The organism is Arthrobacter sp. FW306-1B-F12A, from assembly GCF_058781865.1.
In genome coordinates, this window is sequence record NZ_JBYSXD010000005.1 from 54,231 (window position 1) to 69,017 (window position 14,787).

The 14,787-nt window shown below is 63.0% G+C and carries 18 protein-coding genes and 1 pseudogene; 4 read left to right on the forward strand and 15 right to left on the reverse strand.

Annotation, left to right across the window (positions count from 1 at the left end):
* Positions 1-20 precede the first annotated feature (20 nt).
* From AC3WJU_RS04220 to AC3WJU_RS04280, 13 genes are all read right to left on the reverse strand, one after another.
* On the reverse strand, positions 21-437 hold the full coding sequence (locus tag AC3WJU_RS04220) for an ester cyclase (RefSeq protein ID WP_059388081.1): 417 nt from the start codon (positions 435-437) through the stop codon (positions 21-23).
* 46 nt (positions 438-483) lie between these two features.
* Complete coding sequence (locus AC3WJU_RS04225; RefSeq protein ID WP_441438248.1) at positions 484-1,314, reverse strand: DUF2182 domain-containing protein; 831 nt, start codon at positions 1,312-1,314, stop codon at positions 484-486.
* Positions 1,311-1,928 (reverse strand): DUF1326 domain-containing protein, encoded by a 618-nt coding sequence (locus AC3WJU_RS04230; RefSeq protein ID WP_492259218.1) that lies wholly within the window; start codon positions 1,926-1,928, stop codon positions 1,311-1,313. Before AC3WJU_RS04230 ends, AC3WJU_RS04225 begins: the two co-directional genes overlap by 4 nt.
* Before the next feature lie 168 nt (positions 1,929-2,096).
* Complete coding sequence (locus tag AC3WJU_RS04235; RefSeq protein ID WP_306962273.1) at positions 2,097-2,600, reverse strand: hypothetical protein; 504 nt, start codon at positions 2,598-2,600, stop codon at positions 2,097-2,099.
* 48 nt (positions 2,601-2,648) lie between these two features.
* Entirely contained in the window at positions 2,649-3,089 is a 441-nt protein-coding gene (locus AC3WJU_RS04240) for a hypothetical protein (protein ID WP_148667453.1), read from the reverse strand.
* Between the two features lie 339 nt (positions 3,090-3,428).
* Positions 3,429-3,653 carry a hypothetical protein gene (locus AC3WJU_RS04245; protein WP_492259219.1) on the reverse strand — a complete coding sequence of 75 codons (225 nt, stop codon included), beginning with the start codon at positions 3,651-3,653 and terminating at the stop codon, positions 3,429-3,431.
* 268 nt (positions 3,654-3,921) lie between these two features.
* Complete coding sequence (locus AC3WJU_RS04250; RefSeq protein WP_307054060.1) at positions 3,922-4,131, reverse strand: response regulator transcription factor; 210 nt, start codon at positions 4,129-4,131, stop codon at positions 3,922-3,924.
* 8 nt (positions 4,132-4,139) lie between these two features.
* On the reverse strand, positions 4,140-4,565 hold the full coding sequence (locus tag AC3WJU_RS04255; protein WP_492259220.1) for a hypothetical protein: 426 nt from the start codon (positions 4,563-4,565) through the stop codon (positions 4,140-4,142).
* Between the two features lie 512 nt (positions 4,566-5,077).
* A complete protein-coding gene (locus AC3WJU_RS04260; protein WP_492259221.1) occupies positions 5,078-5,782 on the reverse strand; it encodes a hypothetical protein in 705 nt (234 codons plus the stop codon).
* A gap of 586 nt (positions 5,783-6,368) precedes the next feature.
* Positions 6,369-7,736: an MFS transporter gene (locus tag AC3WJU_RS04265; protein ID WP_284991798.1), complete on the reverse strand. Its 1,368-nt coding sequence runs from the start codon at positions 7,734-7,736 to the stop codon at positions 6,369-6,371.
* Between the two features lie 83 nt (positions 7,737-7,819).
* Positions 7,820-8,131, reverse strand: coding sequence for a hypothetical protein (locus AC3WJU_RS04270; RefSeq protein WP_307054056.1), 312 nt, complete (start codon positions 8,129-8,131; stop codon positions 7,820-7,822).
* Between the two features lie 199 nt (positions 8,132-8,330).
* Positions 8,331-9,248, reverse strand: coding sequence for a glycoside hydrolase family 25 domain-containing protein (locus tag AC3WJU_RS04275; RefSeq protein WP_492259222.1), 918 nt, complete (start codon positions 9,246-9,248; stop codon positions 8,331-8,333).
* A 235-nt stretch (positions 9,249-9,483) separates the two neighbouring features.
* Positions 9,484-10,032 (reverse strand): TetR/AcrR family transcriptional regulator, encoded by a 549-nt coding sequence (locus tag AC3WJU_RS04280; RefSeq protein ID WP_059388091.1) that lies wholly within the window; start codon positions 10,030-10,032, stop codon positions 9,484-9,486.
* 115 nt (positions 10,033-10,147) lie between these two features.
* Here AC3WJU_RS04280 and AC3WJU_RS04285 point away from each other — a divergent pair, with 115 nt between their 5' ends.
* Positions 10,148-11,557 (forward strand): MFS transporter, encoded by a 1,410-nt coding sequence (locus AC3WJU_RS04285; RefSeq protein ID WP_492259223.1) that lies wholly within the window; start codon positions 10,148-10,150, stop codon positions 11,555-11,557.
* A 6-nt stretch (positions 11,558-11,563) separates the two neighbouring features.
* Here the strand turns inward: AC3WJU_RS04285 and AC3WJU_RS04290 are convergent, their stop codons facing one another.
* Complete coding sequence (locus AC3WJU_RS04290; protein ID WP_492259224.1) at positions 11,564-12,067, reverse strand: mycothiol transferase; 504 nt, start codon at positions 12,065-12,067, stop codon at positions 11,564-11,566.
* A gap of 164 nt (positions 12,068-12,231) precedes the next feature.
* Positions 12,232-12,384 carry a hypothetical protein gene (locus tag AC3WJU_RS04295; protein WP_492259225.1) on the reverse strand — a complete coding sequence of 51 codons (153 nt, stop codon included), beginning with the start codon at positions 12,382-12,384 and terminating at the stop codon, positions 12,232-12,234.
* 131 nt (positions 12,385-12,515) lie between these two features.
* Between AC3WJU_RS04295 and AC3WJU_RS04300 the strand changes: the two genes are divergently transcribed.
* The 3 genes and pseudogenes from AC3WJU_RS04300 (at position 12,516) to AC3WJU_RS04310 (ending at position 14,718) form a co-directional block, all read left to right on the forward strand.
* Complete coding sequence (locus AC3WJU_RS04300) at positions 12,516-12,839, forward strand: hypothetical protein (protein ID WP_492259226.1); 324 nt, start codon at positions 12,516-12,518, stop codon at positions 12,837-12,839.
* A gap of 339 nt (positions 12,840-13,178) precedes the next feature.
* Positions 13,179-14,174 (forward strand): annotated as a pseudogene (locus AC3WJU_RS04305) (DUF222 domain-containing protein); the annotation flags it as partial.
* Positions 14,175-14,520: 346 nt separating this feature from the next.
* Positions 14,521-14,718, forward strand: coding sequence for a hypothetical protein (locus AC3WJU_RS04310; protein ID WP_492259270.1), 198 nt, complete (start codon positions 14,521-14,523; stop codon positions 14,716-14,718).
* The last annotated feature ends 69 nt before the right edge of the window (positions 14,719-14,787 follow it).

Genomic DNA, 14,787 nt, shown 5'->3' on the forward strand with positions numbered 1-14,787 from the left:
GAGACGCTATCGCGGAATCGCTACTGGGGAATAGCGCCGATCTGCTGCATGAGGCTGAGGGTGTCAGTAGATCCCCAGTGCTCGGCAACCTTGCCGTCCTCGACGCGGATGATGTCGGTCCCGCCGAATTCGACGGTGTTGCCCGACGCTGGAACGCCCGCCATGTCCCCGCGGTGCGTACCCGTCATCACCACGTGGCACGCCTCCAATCGTCCGTCAGTCAGCCACGGCTCTATCGTCTTGACCTTGATGTCCGGGAACGCCGCCCGGATGGCGGTGACGAAGAACCGGACGCCTTCCTTCCCGGGCGGTTGCCCGGGGAGAGCCTCTTCGTGGTCCACCAGGTTGTCCGTCGCCAGTTCATCAATGAGATCGAGGTTTCCACCCTCGATGATTTCCTTGTAAAAACGCCCGATCAGTCCAGTGCCATCAGTCATTTCCGTCTCCTTAATGAACGAGACCGTCCCATTTTTTCCCCCGCACTTACATCCCGACGCCGGGCACCATCCCCGGTGCAACGGCGATCGCCACCGCGATCAGGGCCAGGGCGACGGCGACCAATCGGTTGGCGATCCGTCTCCACGGAAGCATCTTCTCCAAGGCAATGAATGCCCCCACCACAGCCATCCAGCCGACACTCATCACGCCGAGCGCGAAGAGTGCCACCATCAGCGCCCAGCAGCAGGCAACGCACCATGCACCGTGCTCGAGTCCAAGGCGCAGCGCGCCAAACCGTCCATAGCGGATGCGGCGCAGGATGAAGTCCATCGGCGTCCGGCATTTCATCAGGGAGACGTTCTTGGCTGGCGTGAGTTGGTAGACGGCCGCCACAAAAATCACTCCGGCCGCCAAGTAGCGACCGCCCGGATCGGAGGAAAACAATCCGGGGATGAGGGACGCGACCATCGCGTAGAGCGCGTACGCGGCGAGGCCGAAGATCGTCCAGGAGATCAGGTAGCCGGCCACGAAGACTGCCGTGGAGCCTGCCGGGGCATAGCGTCCGGTCTCCCGACGGTGGTGGGTGATCCGGGCGTAAGCAACCACCATGGGCGCCACCGACGGAAACATCATGGCCGCCAACATGACCACCCAGGTGGTGAGGAAGAAGCCGAGCGGTCCCGGATCTGTCCAGCGCCCCATGTCCATCCCGGATGTTTGCACCGCAGAAACGATCCAGCTCACGGCCGCAAGAATCAGCAAAACAGCAACCAGGCCGGCCTCGCGAGGATCCAAGTTGAAGGCTGTGGCACGCGGCGTACCGGCCGCCACAGCTCCCCGAATCAACTTTCTACGAGGCAGGTTCCCGGCTGTCATGCCCTGCCCTTGGGGGCGCCTTCAGCCATTTCGCTTGCGTAGGCGAACTCTCCGCTCTCGCCGTAGATCCCATCGAAGTCCAGGCCGAAGAGATCCGAGTGACCGGGCGCCTTCCCGATCATGTAGTCGGACGCGAAGGCGTACATCGCGTTCTTGACGGTAGTGACGCTGCCACCCGGTCCGGGCAGCGTTTCCAGTGCGTAGTTCACACTGTCTCCCACCGAGGCGGACGGGTTATCGCCATCCGAGAACGCGACAGCGGCCCGCTGCACGCCCAGCCATTCGCCGTACAGGGCCGCCAGATCCCCGAACGGTCCGCCGACCTCGCCGTGCAGGATGCTTTCAAGGGCGGTCGTCTGCCCATCGGAAGCGCCTTCATCGACGACGACGCCGATCTTCCAGTCGCCCGCTGTGAGGTTCGACGGGAAGAAATTGACGAAGGCGAAGTCGACACCCGAAAGGTCGGTGTCATCGAGCTTCCCGTTCGCAACATGGAACACTGCCACGCCGCGGCATTCGCCGTTGGCACTGTTGGGTCTGCCGTCCACCGGACAGGGACAGATCAAAGCGCAACTGCAATTGGCAACATATTTTCCGGACATTTCCCAAGACATTGAGGACTCTCCTCGCTAGTTCATTCGACTAGCGGAGCTCCCCCAGAGGCAGCGCCGAAAACACTCACTATGAGACCCACGAACCTCGTAAGGCCGAGATTATTCCCACCGGATAGGGGTGTCAACAAGCTCTGCTAAGCCACAACGCGAGCGTCTCAAAGAAGCCCTTCAGTTCCCCGTGGCCGGGACCACGCCCCCTGTTTCGAGGCGGACCGGGTAGCCGAGCCGGGCTTCGTAAGCGGCGGCAAGGGCACTGCTGTCTGCGCCCTCTGAAACAGTGGCCACCACATGGGATCCGTCATTGGCCATCCCGACGACCCTGACTCTTACATCTTCTGCTAAAAGGGTTCCCGCCCGGTCCATGGCAGTTCCCGGAACGCACGCTGCGGAACGGAGCGAGATATCAACGCCGGGGAGTTGGTCGCGCAAAAGTGCGATGCGGTCGTTCTCCGGGCCGTGCCACGTGATGACGAGCTTCCCCTGTCCAAGGGCGACTGACCCGAAGTTGGGGTCGCCGCTCAACTCTTTGGTGAGGAGGCTTGCCGCTGACGCCAGCGCCCCGTCCTGCGGTGCCGCTTCGGTAATCTGGACCGGATCCGTAACTCGTATTGAGCCGGCATGACGTTGGACACCCTTGTCGCACGCAGTCAACGCGTCTCCGCAGATCAGCATCGCTGAAACTATGCCTGCATTGCTTCTCCAACGCACAACACCCGCCAGCTACAAGGCCCTCACGAACGATCTAACAAGGAGATCACCGGGACTGTAATTCTCTGCCCACAATGCGAAGCTCTCGTTGATCGCAAGCATGTACAACTTGGCGCGGAAGGTGCCTTCGTAGGTGCCGTTAAGTCCCAATGAAATAAGGGGATAGAAGTCCTTGTGCTCATCAAAGCTGGCAAAGATTCCTTCCAGAAGCTTCTGGCGGTCTGGACTAAGGAACCACTCCGACGGCGCATCAGGCTTCGACTCTGCATATCTTGGGTCCGCTTCCTCCCACGAGTCGAGCCATTGCGCAGGGGTATCGAGCACAGCAGTTACTTCGATCCTCATCCCGCTTAGAACGCCTCGGATGGTATGCCAGGAACCCTCTAGGTTGCCAAGCACGGATTCACCAGTTTCAAGGCCCGTGACCCTGATTCTTAGTGTTGTTGTGTCCATTTGAGCCTGCTCGGGCAAACCGATATGCGGTTCATCGGGGTGCATTCTCGGCCGCACATAAGCACGTCCGTCGGCTCCCGTGAACAGGCGACCGCGCGCTTCGACCAAGCTTCCGTCTTGGACAGAAAGCAATTGCTGGCCGCTGTTTGATGATCTGTTTCTATTCATAGGGCGTAGTTACCGCACGGAATCAGGAACCAACACCCAGAGCGACCAGCGGCCGGCGTTGAAGGTGCCGGGACGATTCTGAAGACAGTCATAGTCACGAATATAGCCGTGCATGCTCAGGACTGCGAAGGAAGCCCTTTTACACGTCTCTTTACTGTAGAAGTTGTCTTGCTAGACGTTCCAAACAAGGGCAACCTGCGGCTCCATGGTTGCATCCACAACGGCGCCAGCAAAGCCCGTAGTCGGGGCGGCGGTGGCGATACCGACGCTGGTGCCCGAAAAGGCCAACACTGAAGAAAGCGCGATTGAGCCAAGTGTCTTGCGGAAATTGAACATAACGGATCTCCCCCAAAAAGGTAAGCCAAAAGCTTGTTCATCAACAATATTTGCAATCAATATAAAAAATCAATAGCCGATGGAGGACTTTAATTTTAAGGTCAGAACCAGAATTGATTTTTGCGTCCGTGCGGGCTTCGCTAATACTCAATTCCGGCTTTGGGACCACTCAATTTGAGGTCCTTACATACTCAATTTCGAGTACTCACCACTCATTAAAGGCAAAACGCTTGACACCGGCAGATAGGGAGTGAGTCAAGCCCCAACTCAGGCAGGGCCCGTACTCACCGTGGCGGGCGCAGCCGAGGAGCTACAGCCGGGCGTCCAATTATCCGCCGTTTGTTTGGGAGTTTCGAGCGTGCGTATGAAGGGACTGGCGCGTAGTGGTTCCGGTCTTGGCAAGGGCCCTGGAGATGTGGTTTTCCACGGTCCGGGGACTGATCCCCAGGAGGGCAGCGATTTCTGGGGTGCGTTGGCTGGCTGCCAGGAGGGCAACTTCCCTCTCGCAAGGAGTCAGACCCTGGGGATGCCCTCCCATGTCGAGGGTCAGTTGTACCCCTTTTGTGCCGGGAAGCGGTTTTCGAAAGTTGAGATGATCTGATGAAAGGTCTTGGCCACTCCCCGGTGGCGTTTGAGGAGGTGATCCTTCACCACGCCTTTCAGCAGCCTGGTGATCGCGGGAAGGTCGGAGTCGGCTTCATATTGGTCCAACAGGATTTTTAGCAGTTGGTGGTCGCGGTCACGGACGGCACCGGCGATGGCGATGAACTTGGCATGCGATGTCACCGCGTTCTCTTGCAGTAACCGTTGCGTGATCTCCAGGATCTTATGCCCGGGATAGAGGGAAAGCATGAACAGTGAGGCATACACGGCTTCGGTGATGTAACCCCGGTCTAGTTGTTGTTCCAGAAGGTCGGCAGCCCCTTTCATCAAATTCGGCTGGATCGGCGTATTTCCGGGTAACGAGCTCATAGACTGCTTTTCCGGTTCCAGGCAGGGGCCCGATGTCGGCGACGTCTTTGCGCGCCTGAATCCCCAGCGAGTGGACATTCTTGCTGGAGAGCGAGTCCACGGACAAACGGCTCCATGCCAGCGGCAAGGTCGAAGCCATCTGCTGAATCAAGGGCCCGGAGGGCAGCCTGCGCATCGAAGCGGTAGAGCTCCAGAATGCCCCTGATGACTGGCAGAACGCCACTCTTGGGGTGGCGGCTGCATAGCCTGTCCAGGGTCTCGTCGAGGTTCAAAGGCATTCGGTCAAACGACGCCTTCAAGTAGAGTGCGAACGCCTGGGCTTCTGCTTTCCAATCGGGGTGAGCTTGGCCGATCGCCTGGAGTATGTCCGTCGCCACAGCTAACTGGCCGCCGTTGACTATGGCCCACAGCGCCCGGGTCATGGCGAAGAAGAAGTGATCGCCGGAATCAGCTCCTACCGCCTCAGTTTCGCTGAAGACTTGTTCGATGCGTGAGGGATCGATCGGCCCACCTCAGTAGAACTTGAGGAACGCTGCGTTGGACATGGTCTTTTCGGACTCCCAGACGCTGAATTGTGATTCCTCCAGTTCCCGTAGCTGTTCCTGGAAATGCAGCGTCGCAGCCGTGCCGTCGCCGGCTTCACTCCGCAGGTCTCTGATCAACGCGGCCAGAAGCTCAAGAGAGGGACTCTTTACCCGCCGGGAGGGGGAATCGATCACCCGGTTACTCCGATCCGCCAGCACCCTGCGGGAGGATCGCACGTAAGGGTCCCGGAAATAGTCGGCACCAACGTGCGGACTGACGCTTACCCATATGGCTCCGCCGCTGTCTTCGGTCAGCGCAACCAGCCCCCGCACCTCGAGGCTGTCCAGGATGTCTGCCTCAACTATCTGCATGAGGGGCCCCAGCGGCCGGGCTCCCACCACGGACAGGGTATGCAAAGCCCTCCGCTCATCGGCGCTTAGTCCGTGAAGTAGTTCCTGGACGGTGCTCTGGAGATATTCGTTCGAGAGTGTGTGCCCGCTCATGCTCCACTGTCCGTCAAGGAGAACAAGCTGCTCGCTCAGCTCCGCGCTTTGGGCGATCCTGACCACGAGCCGCGGGTTGCCACCGGATTTCATGAGCACGGCGGTGGTCAAATCCACGTCCGGCGGCGACCCGAGCGTTTGGGCCAGGAGTTTGTTGACTTGATCGTAGTCAAGAGGACTGAGTCGCATCGTTGTCTCCGGCCATCGGGCAGGCGTGAACACGGAGGCCATTGAATACAGTGGGGCATCGTCCATTGTCACCAACGAGTGCCCGGCGGCCTCGCCGAGCCAACCGTTCGGCAAGCACGTTCGCGACTCCTAGCGGCCCATTCTCTTGCCCGCGCCCTTCCAGTCCGAGTGCGCCAATCCCTGCGAACGGAGTCTCATTCAGGAGCCGCGAACCCGAGAGGCTGTAGACCGTGACACCGGCCTTTTCAAGGCCAGCGGCGATCGACTGCAGGACCGTTGATTTTCCACTTCCGGGGCCGCCGACGATCCGTACACTCACGCCGCGAGACACGTAGTCGAGTGCCCGTCGGGTTTCCTCTTCGAACAACTCCCAACTCCTAACGCAGCTTTGAAATGTGAGAGCCTAGTGGCCTTCCAAATCTGCGGAGAGCGCCCCCAGAGCCCTAGCCTGACAATCTATCCAACGCTACGGGCGAAAATGATCACTCAGTGTGCATTGCACTGAAAATGAGTGGGCAAGGTGGGTCGGAGTAGGTATAGGGGTCTCTCGAGAGCCGCAGCGGGTTTCGGAGCCGCTCGACGGGACTTAACCCACTGCCCCCGGCTTCCGCCAAGCCAGCGCCAACACAAACACCACCGCGCTCAACCCCAGCATCACCAACACCATGAGCCCCCAGTTTGCCTGGTTCACCCCGGGACCGTACAGCACACCAATGAGCACCGTCGCCGTGATGGCCCCGAGGTATCGGCACGTCTGGAAAATCCCGGCTGCCACTCCCCTGTCCTCCGGCCGTGCGGACACGTACAAACCTTGGTTCGATGCCGTACTGACCACGCCATACGGCACACCCATCAGCGCCGTGAGCACGAGCACCAGCGGCGGCCAGAAGGACAGCGTCAACACTCCGAGCGCACCGGAAGCCAGCGCCAAAAGCACGACGCCGGCGATCATCACGGACCGCACGCCGAACCGCTCAATGAACCGCACCGTCACCGGCGTCATGAAAACCGACATGGCAGCAAGGGGCAGCATCAGCAGGCCGACCACGCCGGCGTCGTACTTTCCAGCCTGCTGCAGCAACTGCGGAAGGCCGAAGAACGCAAAATAGTAGACCGCACTGAACACCGCGAAACCCAGGTACAACAGCAGCAGCGGCCGGTTCCGGCCGAGCAGCCGCAAGTCCAGGAACGGCGGACTGAACCGGAACTCGCGCCACGCGAACAGCCCCGCAAGGACAACAGCGACGGCGATGAACCACCAGCGATAAGCCGGCATCACGTTAAGCAGCGCCATCATCGCGAGCGTCAGTGAGGCGATGAACGCCAGGATGCCCGGAATGTCGGAATCGCGCAGGAGGGCGGAGAGCTTGCCGCTTTCGCGTCCGACGTCGGGCGGCGCCACCCGCTGCACCACAATGAGGGCCAGAAGCGAGATCGGCACGTTGATCGCGAACAGCGCCTGCCAGCCGACCAGGCTCACCAGGAGGCCGCCGACGACGGGTCCCACCGCCGCTGCCGACGTGTTCGCCATCTGGATCCGCCCCAGGGGTCGGGTTGAGCTGATGTTCGCCTGCCGGCTGAGCGTCGAGACCATGACGACGGCGCACGGGTACGCCGTCGCGGTCCCTACCGCCATGAGTGCGCGGGCCACGCAGACCAGTGCGAAGTTCGGCGAGAACGGCGCCAGAAGGCAGGAAACGGCGACCACCGCCATGCCAAAGGTGAACAACCTTCGCGGACCGAAGCGGTCCGCGAGCCGGCCCATGAGCGGCTGGCCGGCCGCCGAGGCGAGGTAGAAGGACGTGATCACCCAGGTGACGGTGGCGACGTCGAGCGCGAAGTCCTGGCGCAGCACCACCAGTGCGACCGCGATCATCGACGAGTTCAGCGGATTCAGCGCCGTCCCGAGACTCAGTGCAGCGATCGCTAGGCCGGGGCGGGGTTTGTTGGTCACGTCCCTAAGTCTGGTCCATCGTTGCCTGAGGTCACGAAACGGCGCGTCACGAACCTCGCTGCCGGGCCATCAGGCCCGCAGGGTTAGTGTCCCCCGCGGAACGCCGCCGGAAGGAAAAGGAGAAGGAAGACCAGAAGCCCCAACACGGAAGCGATTGTGTCGACCCAACCCAGGACCTTCCCCAAGGTTGCCGAATGGTGCAGGGCTTCGGCCTTTCGTGCATTGGAAATCGCCAGCGGCCCGAAAACAATGCCCAGGAAAAAGAAACCGATGACCCCAAAGATTATCGACTTTTCTTTGAACTTGCTCCCCTGAAAGTGCTCAAGGGAGTTGTTCTGCTGGACGTTCGGGTAGTTCGGGTATTGGTAAGGCTGGTTGTAGTTTGGCTGGGACATTTCGAGACCTTTCGACGGCTTTGTCGCTGCGAATAGCAATGTCGGGAGTCGCCCGTCAACCGCATTTACCGGCCCCGTCGTTCGTCCCCCGATCGAAGTTACTTAGCTACCGCTGCCGACGGTGCAAACTAGGTCAATCTTCGGGAAATCTTGCTGTGGTGCTGCGCTAGTCCAGCCCCGGACCCTCGCTGCCGGGCCCTCAGCTCTGCGCTACGGACAGTACCGGCTTCTTTTTGCCGCTGGCGTCTTGGGTCAGCGTCGGGGCCGGAGGCTTCGGCGGGGCCACTACCGGCGCAGGTGCCGGTGGTGGTGGCGGCGGTGCGGGCGGAAGGCAGGAGTAGTTGTAGTCGAAGTCCGTGGTGAATTGGGTGAGCACAACCACGCCGCCGGCAGTCAGGGGCGGGGCCGAGCAGAGTTCCGCCGCAGTCTCTGGTGATGTTGCTCCGGCAAGCCAGCTCTTAAGCCCGTTCAGATTGCTATCGGGATGAAGCTGGCCGGCGATGAGCCCGAACTGGTACGAGGTTGAGTAGATGCCAACCTGGGCGCCGATGCTTTGCAGGAACGCGGCCATGCCTTCAATGTCGGCGGCGTTGGCCACGGTGTCCCAAGACCATGCATTCCCGGTCTCCACATCCAGCCACCACAGGCGCTTGGCGGGATCGGGCACGCCGTACCGGGTGACGGCGTCGAAGGCCATTCCGTAACCGTAAAGGTAGGCGCACGCCGCCGAAGCTGACCCGTCGCAGCTCCCATACGGGTTGGGCCCGACCAGACCCACCTCCGCATCGGATCCGGGCCACCACGCGCCATAGCCCGCGGGATTGGCGGTGTTGACGTACACAGCGGCTGCGGGTTGGCTCGTCCCGCCCGCCGAGCCGCTGGCCCAGCCCAGCTGCTCGGCGAAACAGGGATTGGCGGTGCCCGGACGGCCGCCGTTCACGCCGACAATTCCGAACGCCTGGCCGGAAGGAAGTCCGCCACCACATTGGGGCCAGGAAATGTCGCTGCCCAAGGAGATCCCAGAAACTTCCATGGGAGCGGCATTAGCGGCGGATAATGGTGTGGCGGTCGTAGCTAACAAGAGGCAAGCAACGGCCATGATTTTTGCAGTTTTCATGATGTGCGTCCTTGGCATGGTTCAGGGCCCTGCCGGGGTTGGTACTGCCGCACATTGCATCCCAAAAGCAATGGCAGTGAGCCATCTTCGGCTCACTACGGATCCTACGGACGGGCTTCTGGGCAGCCTTGAGTGATCTCTACTGGACTTGGTTAACGAATTTGCGAGTAAGTGGCGTGGTGCACTTGGAGTACAGCTCAGACGCCGGAGTACTCAGCTCTGCGCCAGACCTCGGTCAGGAAGCGACGAGTCCATCTGCGACTACCGCCAGCATTGATGCTGCCGCATCGGCGGGAAGTTCGCTGTTGTCCACTACCGCGGCCACGCCGCCGACAAGCCTGCTGATCTGCATCGCATCGACTCCGGGGCGCAAGGCCGAGTCCAACGCTTCGATCACGCGCTGATTGGCGCCGAGGTAGGTCTGGCACTTCGCGGCAAACGGGGATCCGGGGTCGCCCAGCGCTGCGGTGATCCGCGCGGCGGCGCCTTTGTGTTCTGTCAGCATCGACGCATAGTCGGTTAGCCAGCTCAACAACCGTTCCCGTGCCGGGGCGTCGAGGGACAGGGCCCGGTCGACGGCGGTGCGGACCTTCTCTGCCCACGCCTCGAGGACGGCGTCGTACAACGACTCCTTGGTGGGGAAGTGCCGGTAGAGCGTGCCGGGTCCCACCTCGGCCGCTTTGGCGACTTCGTCCATCGAAACGGCTTCGAAGCCTTTGACGCGGAAGAGTGCACGCGCAACCTCCACGATCCGGTCGCGGTTGCGTTGAGCGTCAGCGCGCACAGAAACACCTTTCGATTCACCCTTGAAAAACGGAGAGTGTCTCCGTATAGTTCTAAACGGAGCAACTCTCCTCTTAGTGTACGTCAGCCCCCTCGGCTAGAACAGGACACCTCCCATGACACCCACAATCGCCACACGCGCCCCAGCCGGGATCGTTACATCCGGCCGTCGGGCCGGCAGCATTGGCCTCTGGCTGGTCATGCTGGCCCAACTCATGCTTGTCCTCGACGCGACCGTCGTTAACGTCGCGCTCCCCCACATCGCCACCGACCTCCACTTCGACCGGGCCGAGCTCAGCTGGGTCCTGAACGGCTACGCCGTCGCTTTCGGCGGCCTCCTGCTGCTCGGCGGACGGATCGGAGACGTGATGGGCCGCCGTCGCACCTTCCTGGTGGGCGTCGCAGCCTTCACGCTCTTCTCCCTGCTTGGTGGCCTCGCCACGTCGCCCCTCCTCCTTGTTATCGCACGCGCGCTCCAGGGCCTCGGCGCCGCATTCGCCGCCCCGAGCGTTCTCGCGCTCATCACCACCAGCGCAAAGGACGACGGCGCGCGGAACCGGGCGCTCGCCCTGTTCTCCGCCATTGCCTCAATGGGTGGCGCGCTCGGGCTCATCCTCGGGGGGCTCCTCACCGACACCACCAGCTGGCGTTGGACCCTCTTCATCAACGTGCCGATCGGCGTCGTCGTCCTCATTGCGGTGCCGCGCCTTGTCGCGGAAACGCCCCGGCGGCCCGGACGCTTCGACATCCTCGGAGCCGTGACCGCCACGGGCGGCGCCATCGCCATCGTGTGGGGTCTCATCCAAGCGGGCGACGTCGGATGGTCCAGCCCGCGCACGATCGGCGGCCTGGTTGTCGGGGCCGCACTGATCGCAATTCTCGCCGTTACCGAGCGGAGGGTGGCCCACCCGCTGCTTCGTCCGCAACTGCTGCGCAGCCCGAGCCGAGTGGCGGCGCTGGCAGCGATGGCAGCAACCTACGGCGGGATGCTGGCGATGTTCTTCCTCATGGTCCAGTACCTCGAAGACGATCTGCACCTCACGCCGATGGTCACCGGACTGGCCTTCCTGCCGATGCCGCTCAGCATCTTCGCGATGTCGCGGATCGTCCCGCGCCTACTTGAGCGCTTCGGGGCCGTCCGGCTGGTCATCGTCGGTACCGCGCTCCGCGTCGTCGCCTTCCTGCCGCTGACGCAACTGAACACGGACACCCCGCTCGCCCTCGTTTTGCTTGCACTGCTGGGCACTGGAATCTCGGCCGGCATGACGTTCATGCCGCTCACCACGCTCGCGCTGCGCAACGTCGAACCCGAGCACGCAGGGTCTGCGTCCGGACTCTTCCAGACGATGCAGCAGCTGGGCGGAGCTGTCGGCCTGGCCATCGTGGCTTCGATCTACGCGGCCTTCGCGATCCCCGGCGACTTCCTGACCGGCGGGCGGGCCGGGTTCTGGTCTGCAACCGTCCTGTCCGTGCTCGCGCTGGCAGCCGTCCTGGGGTTGATCTTCAAACCCCGGAAAGCGGTCTGAACAGTTTTACCGGCCGCCTAGGCCTTTGGCGTAGGCGGCCTGACCCGCGTGCTGAAGGCAATCGGCAATCGTGCTGACCAGGCGCACGCCGAGAGTGACGGGCGGGTCCCAGCGGGTGTCGACGATGCGATCAAGGTCCGTGTCGTCGAGCGTTTTCAGGAACGCAGCCGTCTGCCGGTGCACGGCGTCGTAGTATTCGAGCAACAGCTCCGGCGGAGCTTGAACCGCGTCGACTTTATCGCTCGAGTGGCCATAGCCGGTGTCGCGTTCGGGTAGCGGCAGCTTGAAGCGGCCCGCGAACTCCTGCGAAGTCCACACCTGTTCGACGCCGGCGGCGGACGCGACTTGGACGTCCTCCACCCGGCTGAGGTGCCAGATCAACCACGCAATCGAATTTCCGGTGCCGGCGGGCCGGTGGATCAAGGACTCGTCGTCGACCCCTTCCAGCGTTGCGGCCACGACGTCACGGACCCGGCCAAAGGAATCCAGCAGCAGTTCGTTGGATCTCATCGCGTCCTTTCAGTGGTGCGTTGGCTACGCCTACCACCCAATCAGAGCCCGAACCGCCTGGGCAACCTGTTGTGGGGTTCGTGGTCCCGTCGGCACCACATGAGTTTCGACTTGGGTCTCGCTCAGGATTTCACCGAGCTCCACGCTGCGATCCAGGTGCCAGGTCAGCTCCTGGCTGTTCGGCTCGTGTCTGTTTCGAGGTCAATCACGGCGTTGCTTCCGTCGTCGGCGAGAAGCCAGTGCAAGGCTTCGCCGGTGCTCGTCTTGCCGGCACCAACCGTGCCGTTGAGGAAAACACTCTCAAGGTCCATAGCCATCCAAGGAGTCTAGGCAGCAGATCGGGCGCACCCTGCCCGGGTATTCAAAATGACCACGTATGCAGCGACGGGAGGCGATCCGCGGGCATAAGCTACAAGCAGAACGTCTCTTCCGACGCCGGGGAGCTCAAATGGACACTGAATTCGCTGATGTCATCGGTCATGATGTCACGACGATCACTTGCCTGTGCGGAAACACCGTCAGCAAAGAGGGATTGATTCAGGCCAACTCGCAGGGCGTCCCTGTTTTCGCCGGGGCCGACAAGCCCGTGCCCGCCGGACTCGCCCCGTGGCCCGACGATGAGGACCTCTACACCTTGTGTCCGTCCTGCGGCCGGGTCTACCACGACACCGTCATTGAAGCGACAGGGACCGCCCCTGTGGCCTTCCAAGTTGACGTCACCGCCGGCCCGATCGCCGACGCGATCCGGGTTCACTGGGAGCTCAGCACCTGATTCTTGGGACGTGTTTTCCTTGTTTCGCTTGTCGCGACGCCGAACGGCCGTGCGGGAGGTAAAAATGTCAGACCCCCGTGACAGGGTTTATTCATGGAAGGCATCGGTCAACTCGTCGCACCTCGGGCAGCCGCGCCCGACGGCGGGATCCCGTCGCCGGGACGCCTGTCCCGCCGGCTGAAGCCCGTCCCCGCCCGGCACGCGCAGTTCCAATTCGCAGCGCAGTTCCAAAACCCAGCGCAGTTCCAAAACCCTTCCCAGTTCCAAAACCCTTCCCGGCTCCGAAACCCGGCCGCCGTGCCGTCCGCCGCGGGTGGCCTTGACCGGGCGGTCGCGGCGATGGATGCGCTGCGCTCAACCGCCGTCGCCGACGCCCGCTCGTTCGGTTTCCTTGATGCCGCGGATTTCGCCGGCACGGTCGAAGAGATCTCCCGGACGGTCGAGTTCCTGCAGCTCGTCGCGGCCCAGGCCGTGGAACGGACCCGCAGCGAAGCCCAGGCCTCCCGCCGGCCGTCCGCGGCGCCGGGCTGGCGGACCGGCTGGAGCGAACCCGCCGCAGCCGATACGGGAACCGCAGCAGCGGACGCGGGAATTCCGGCAGACGCGCCGGACGCGGCGGATGCGCCGGGGTCCGCGCCCGGCCCCACAGCAGCGGCCGCGGTCGACGACGGCTACCGGAACGCCGCCGAATTCCTGCGCGCCCGGCTGCGGATCGGCATCGGCGAAGCCCGGCGCCGGCTCGCCCTGGCCGCCGGCGTGCTCCCGCAGACAGGACTCACCGGACAAGACCTCCCCGCACGCCACGAACTCCTCGCCGCGGCCCTGTCCACCGCAGCCGTGCCGACCCGCTCGGCCACGATCATCAGCACGGCCCTGGAGCAGGTACGCCACCACGCCGACCCGGACACCGCCCGGCAGATGGAACACTCCCTGACCCGCACCGCCCTGGAGAGCGATCCCGACTTCGTGCACCGGACGGCCAAACGCTGGGTCGACGCCATCGACCAGGACGGAACCGAACCCGGCGAGGAAGAACTCCGCCACCGCCAGGGAGCGTTCATCCGCAAACCCCGCCACGGCCTGCACCACCTGGAAATCTTCGCCACCGCCGAACAATACGAAACCCTCGCCACCGCCATGAACACCGCCACCAACCCCCGCCTCCAGCACACCACCGACACCAACGCAGCCGACGCCGGCGGCGCAGCCGACGACGGCTCGGCTGACACCGGCGCGCACCCCGCCCTGGACCGCCGCTCCCGGGCCCAGAAACTCCTCGACGGGCTCACCGGCGCCTGCGCAGCGGCCCTGACCACCGGGCAACTGCCCGCCAACGGCGGCCTCCGGCCCCAGGTCATGGTCACCATCGACTACCAAGACCTCCTCGGCCGCCTCCAACACCTCGACCACCTCGACCGCGAAACGCCCGCCGGCGCGCGTCCCGCGCCTCAGCAGCGGCGCGTCCACGTTCCAGGGCCCCATCCACCCCGCCATCATCCGCAAGATCGCCTGCGACGCGGACATCATCCCCGTCCTCCTCGGCAGCAAAAGCCGCGTCCTGGACATCGGCCGCACCACCCGCATCTTCCCGCCCCACATCCGCAAAGCCATCATCGCCCGCGACCAAGGCTGCGCCTTCCCCGACTGCACCATCCCCGCACCCTGGTGCGAAGCCCACCACATCACCTACTGGTCCAACCAAGGCACCACCGGAACCGACAACGGCACCCTGCTCTGCAGCCACCACCACCACGTCATCCACAAAGAACACTGGACCATCACCCTGGACAACGGCACCGCATGGTTCAAACCACCACCCCACCTCGACCCCCGCCAAACACCGCGCCGCAACCACCACTTCAGACCTACCCGGACATAAACCCGCCCACGCAGGAAATGCGCCGGACCCAGTCCGCCAAAATCCGTTGACATGTGACCAAATGGTCAC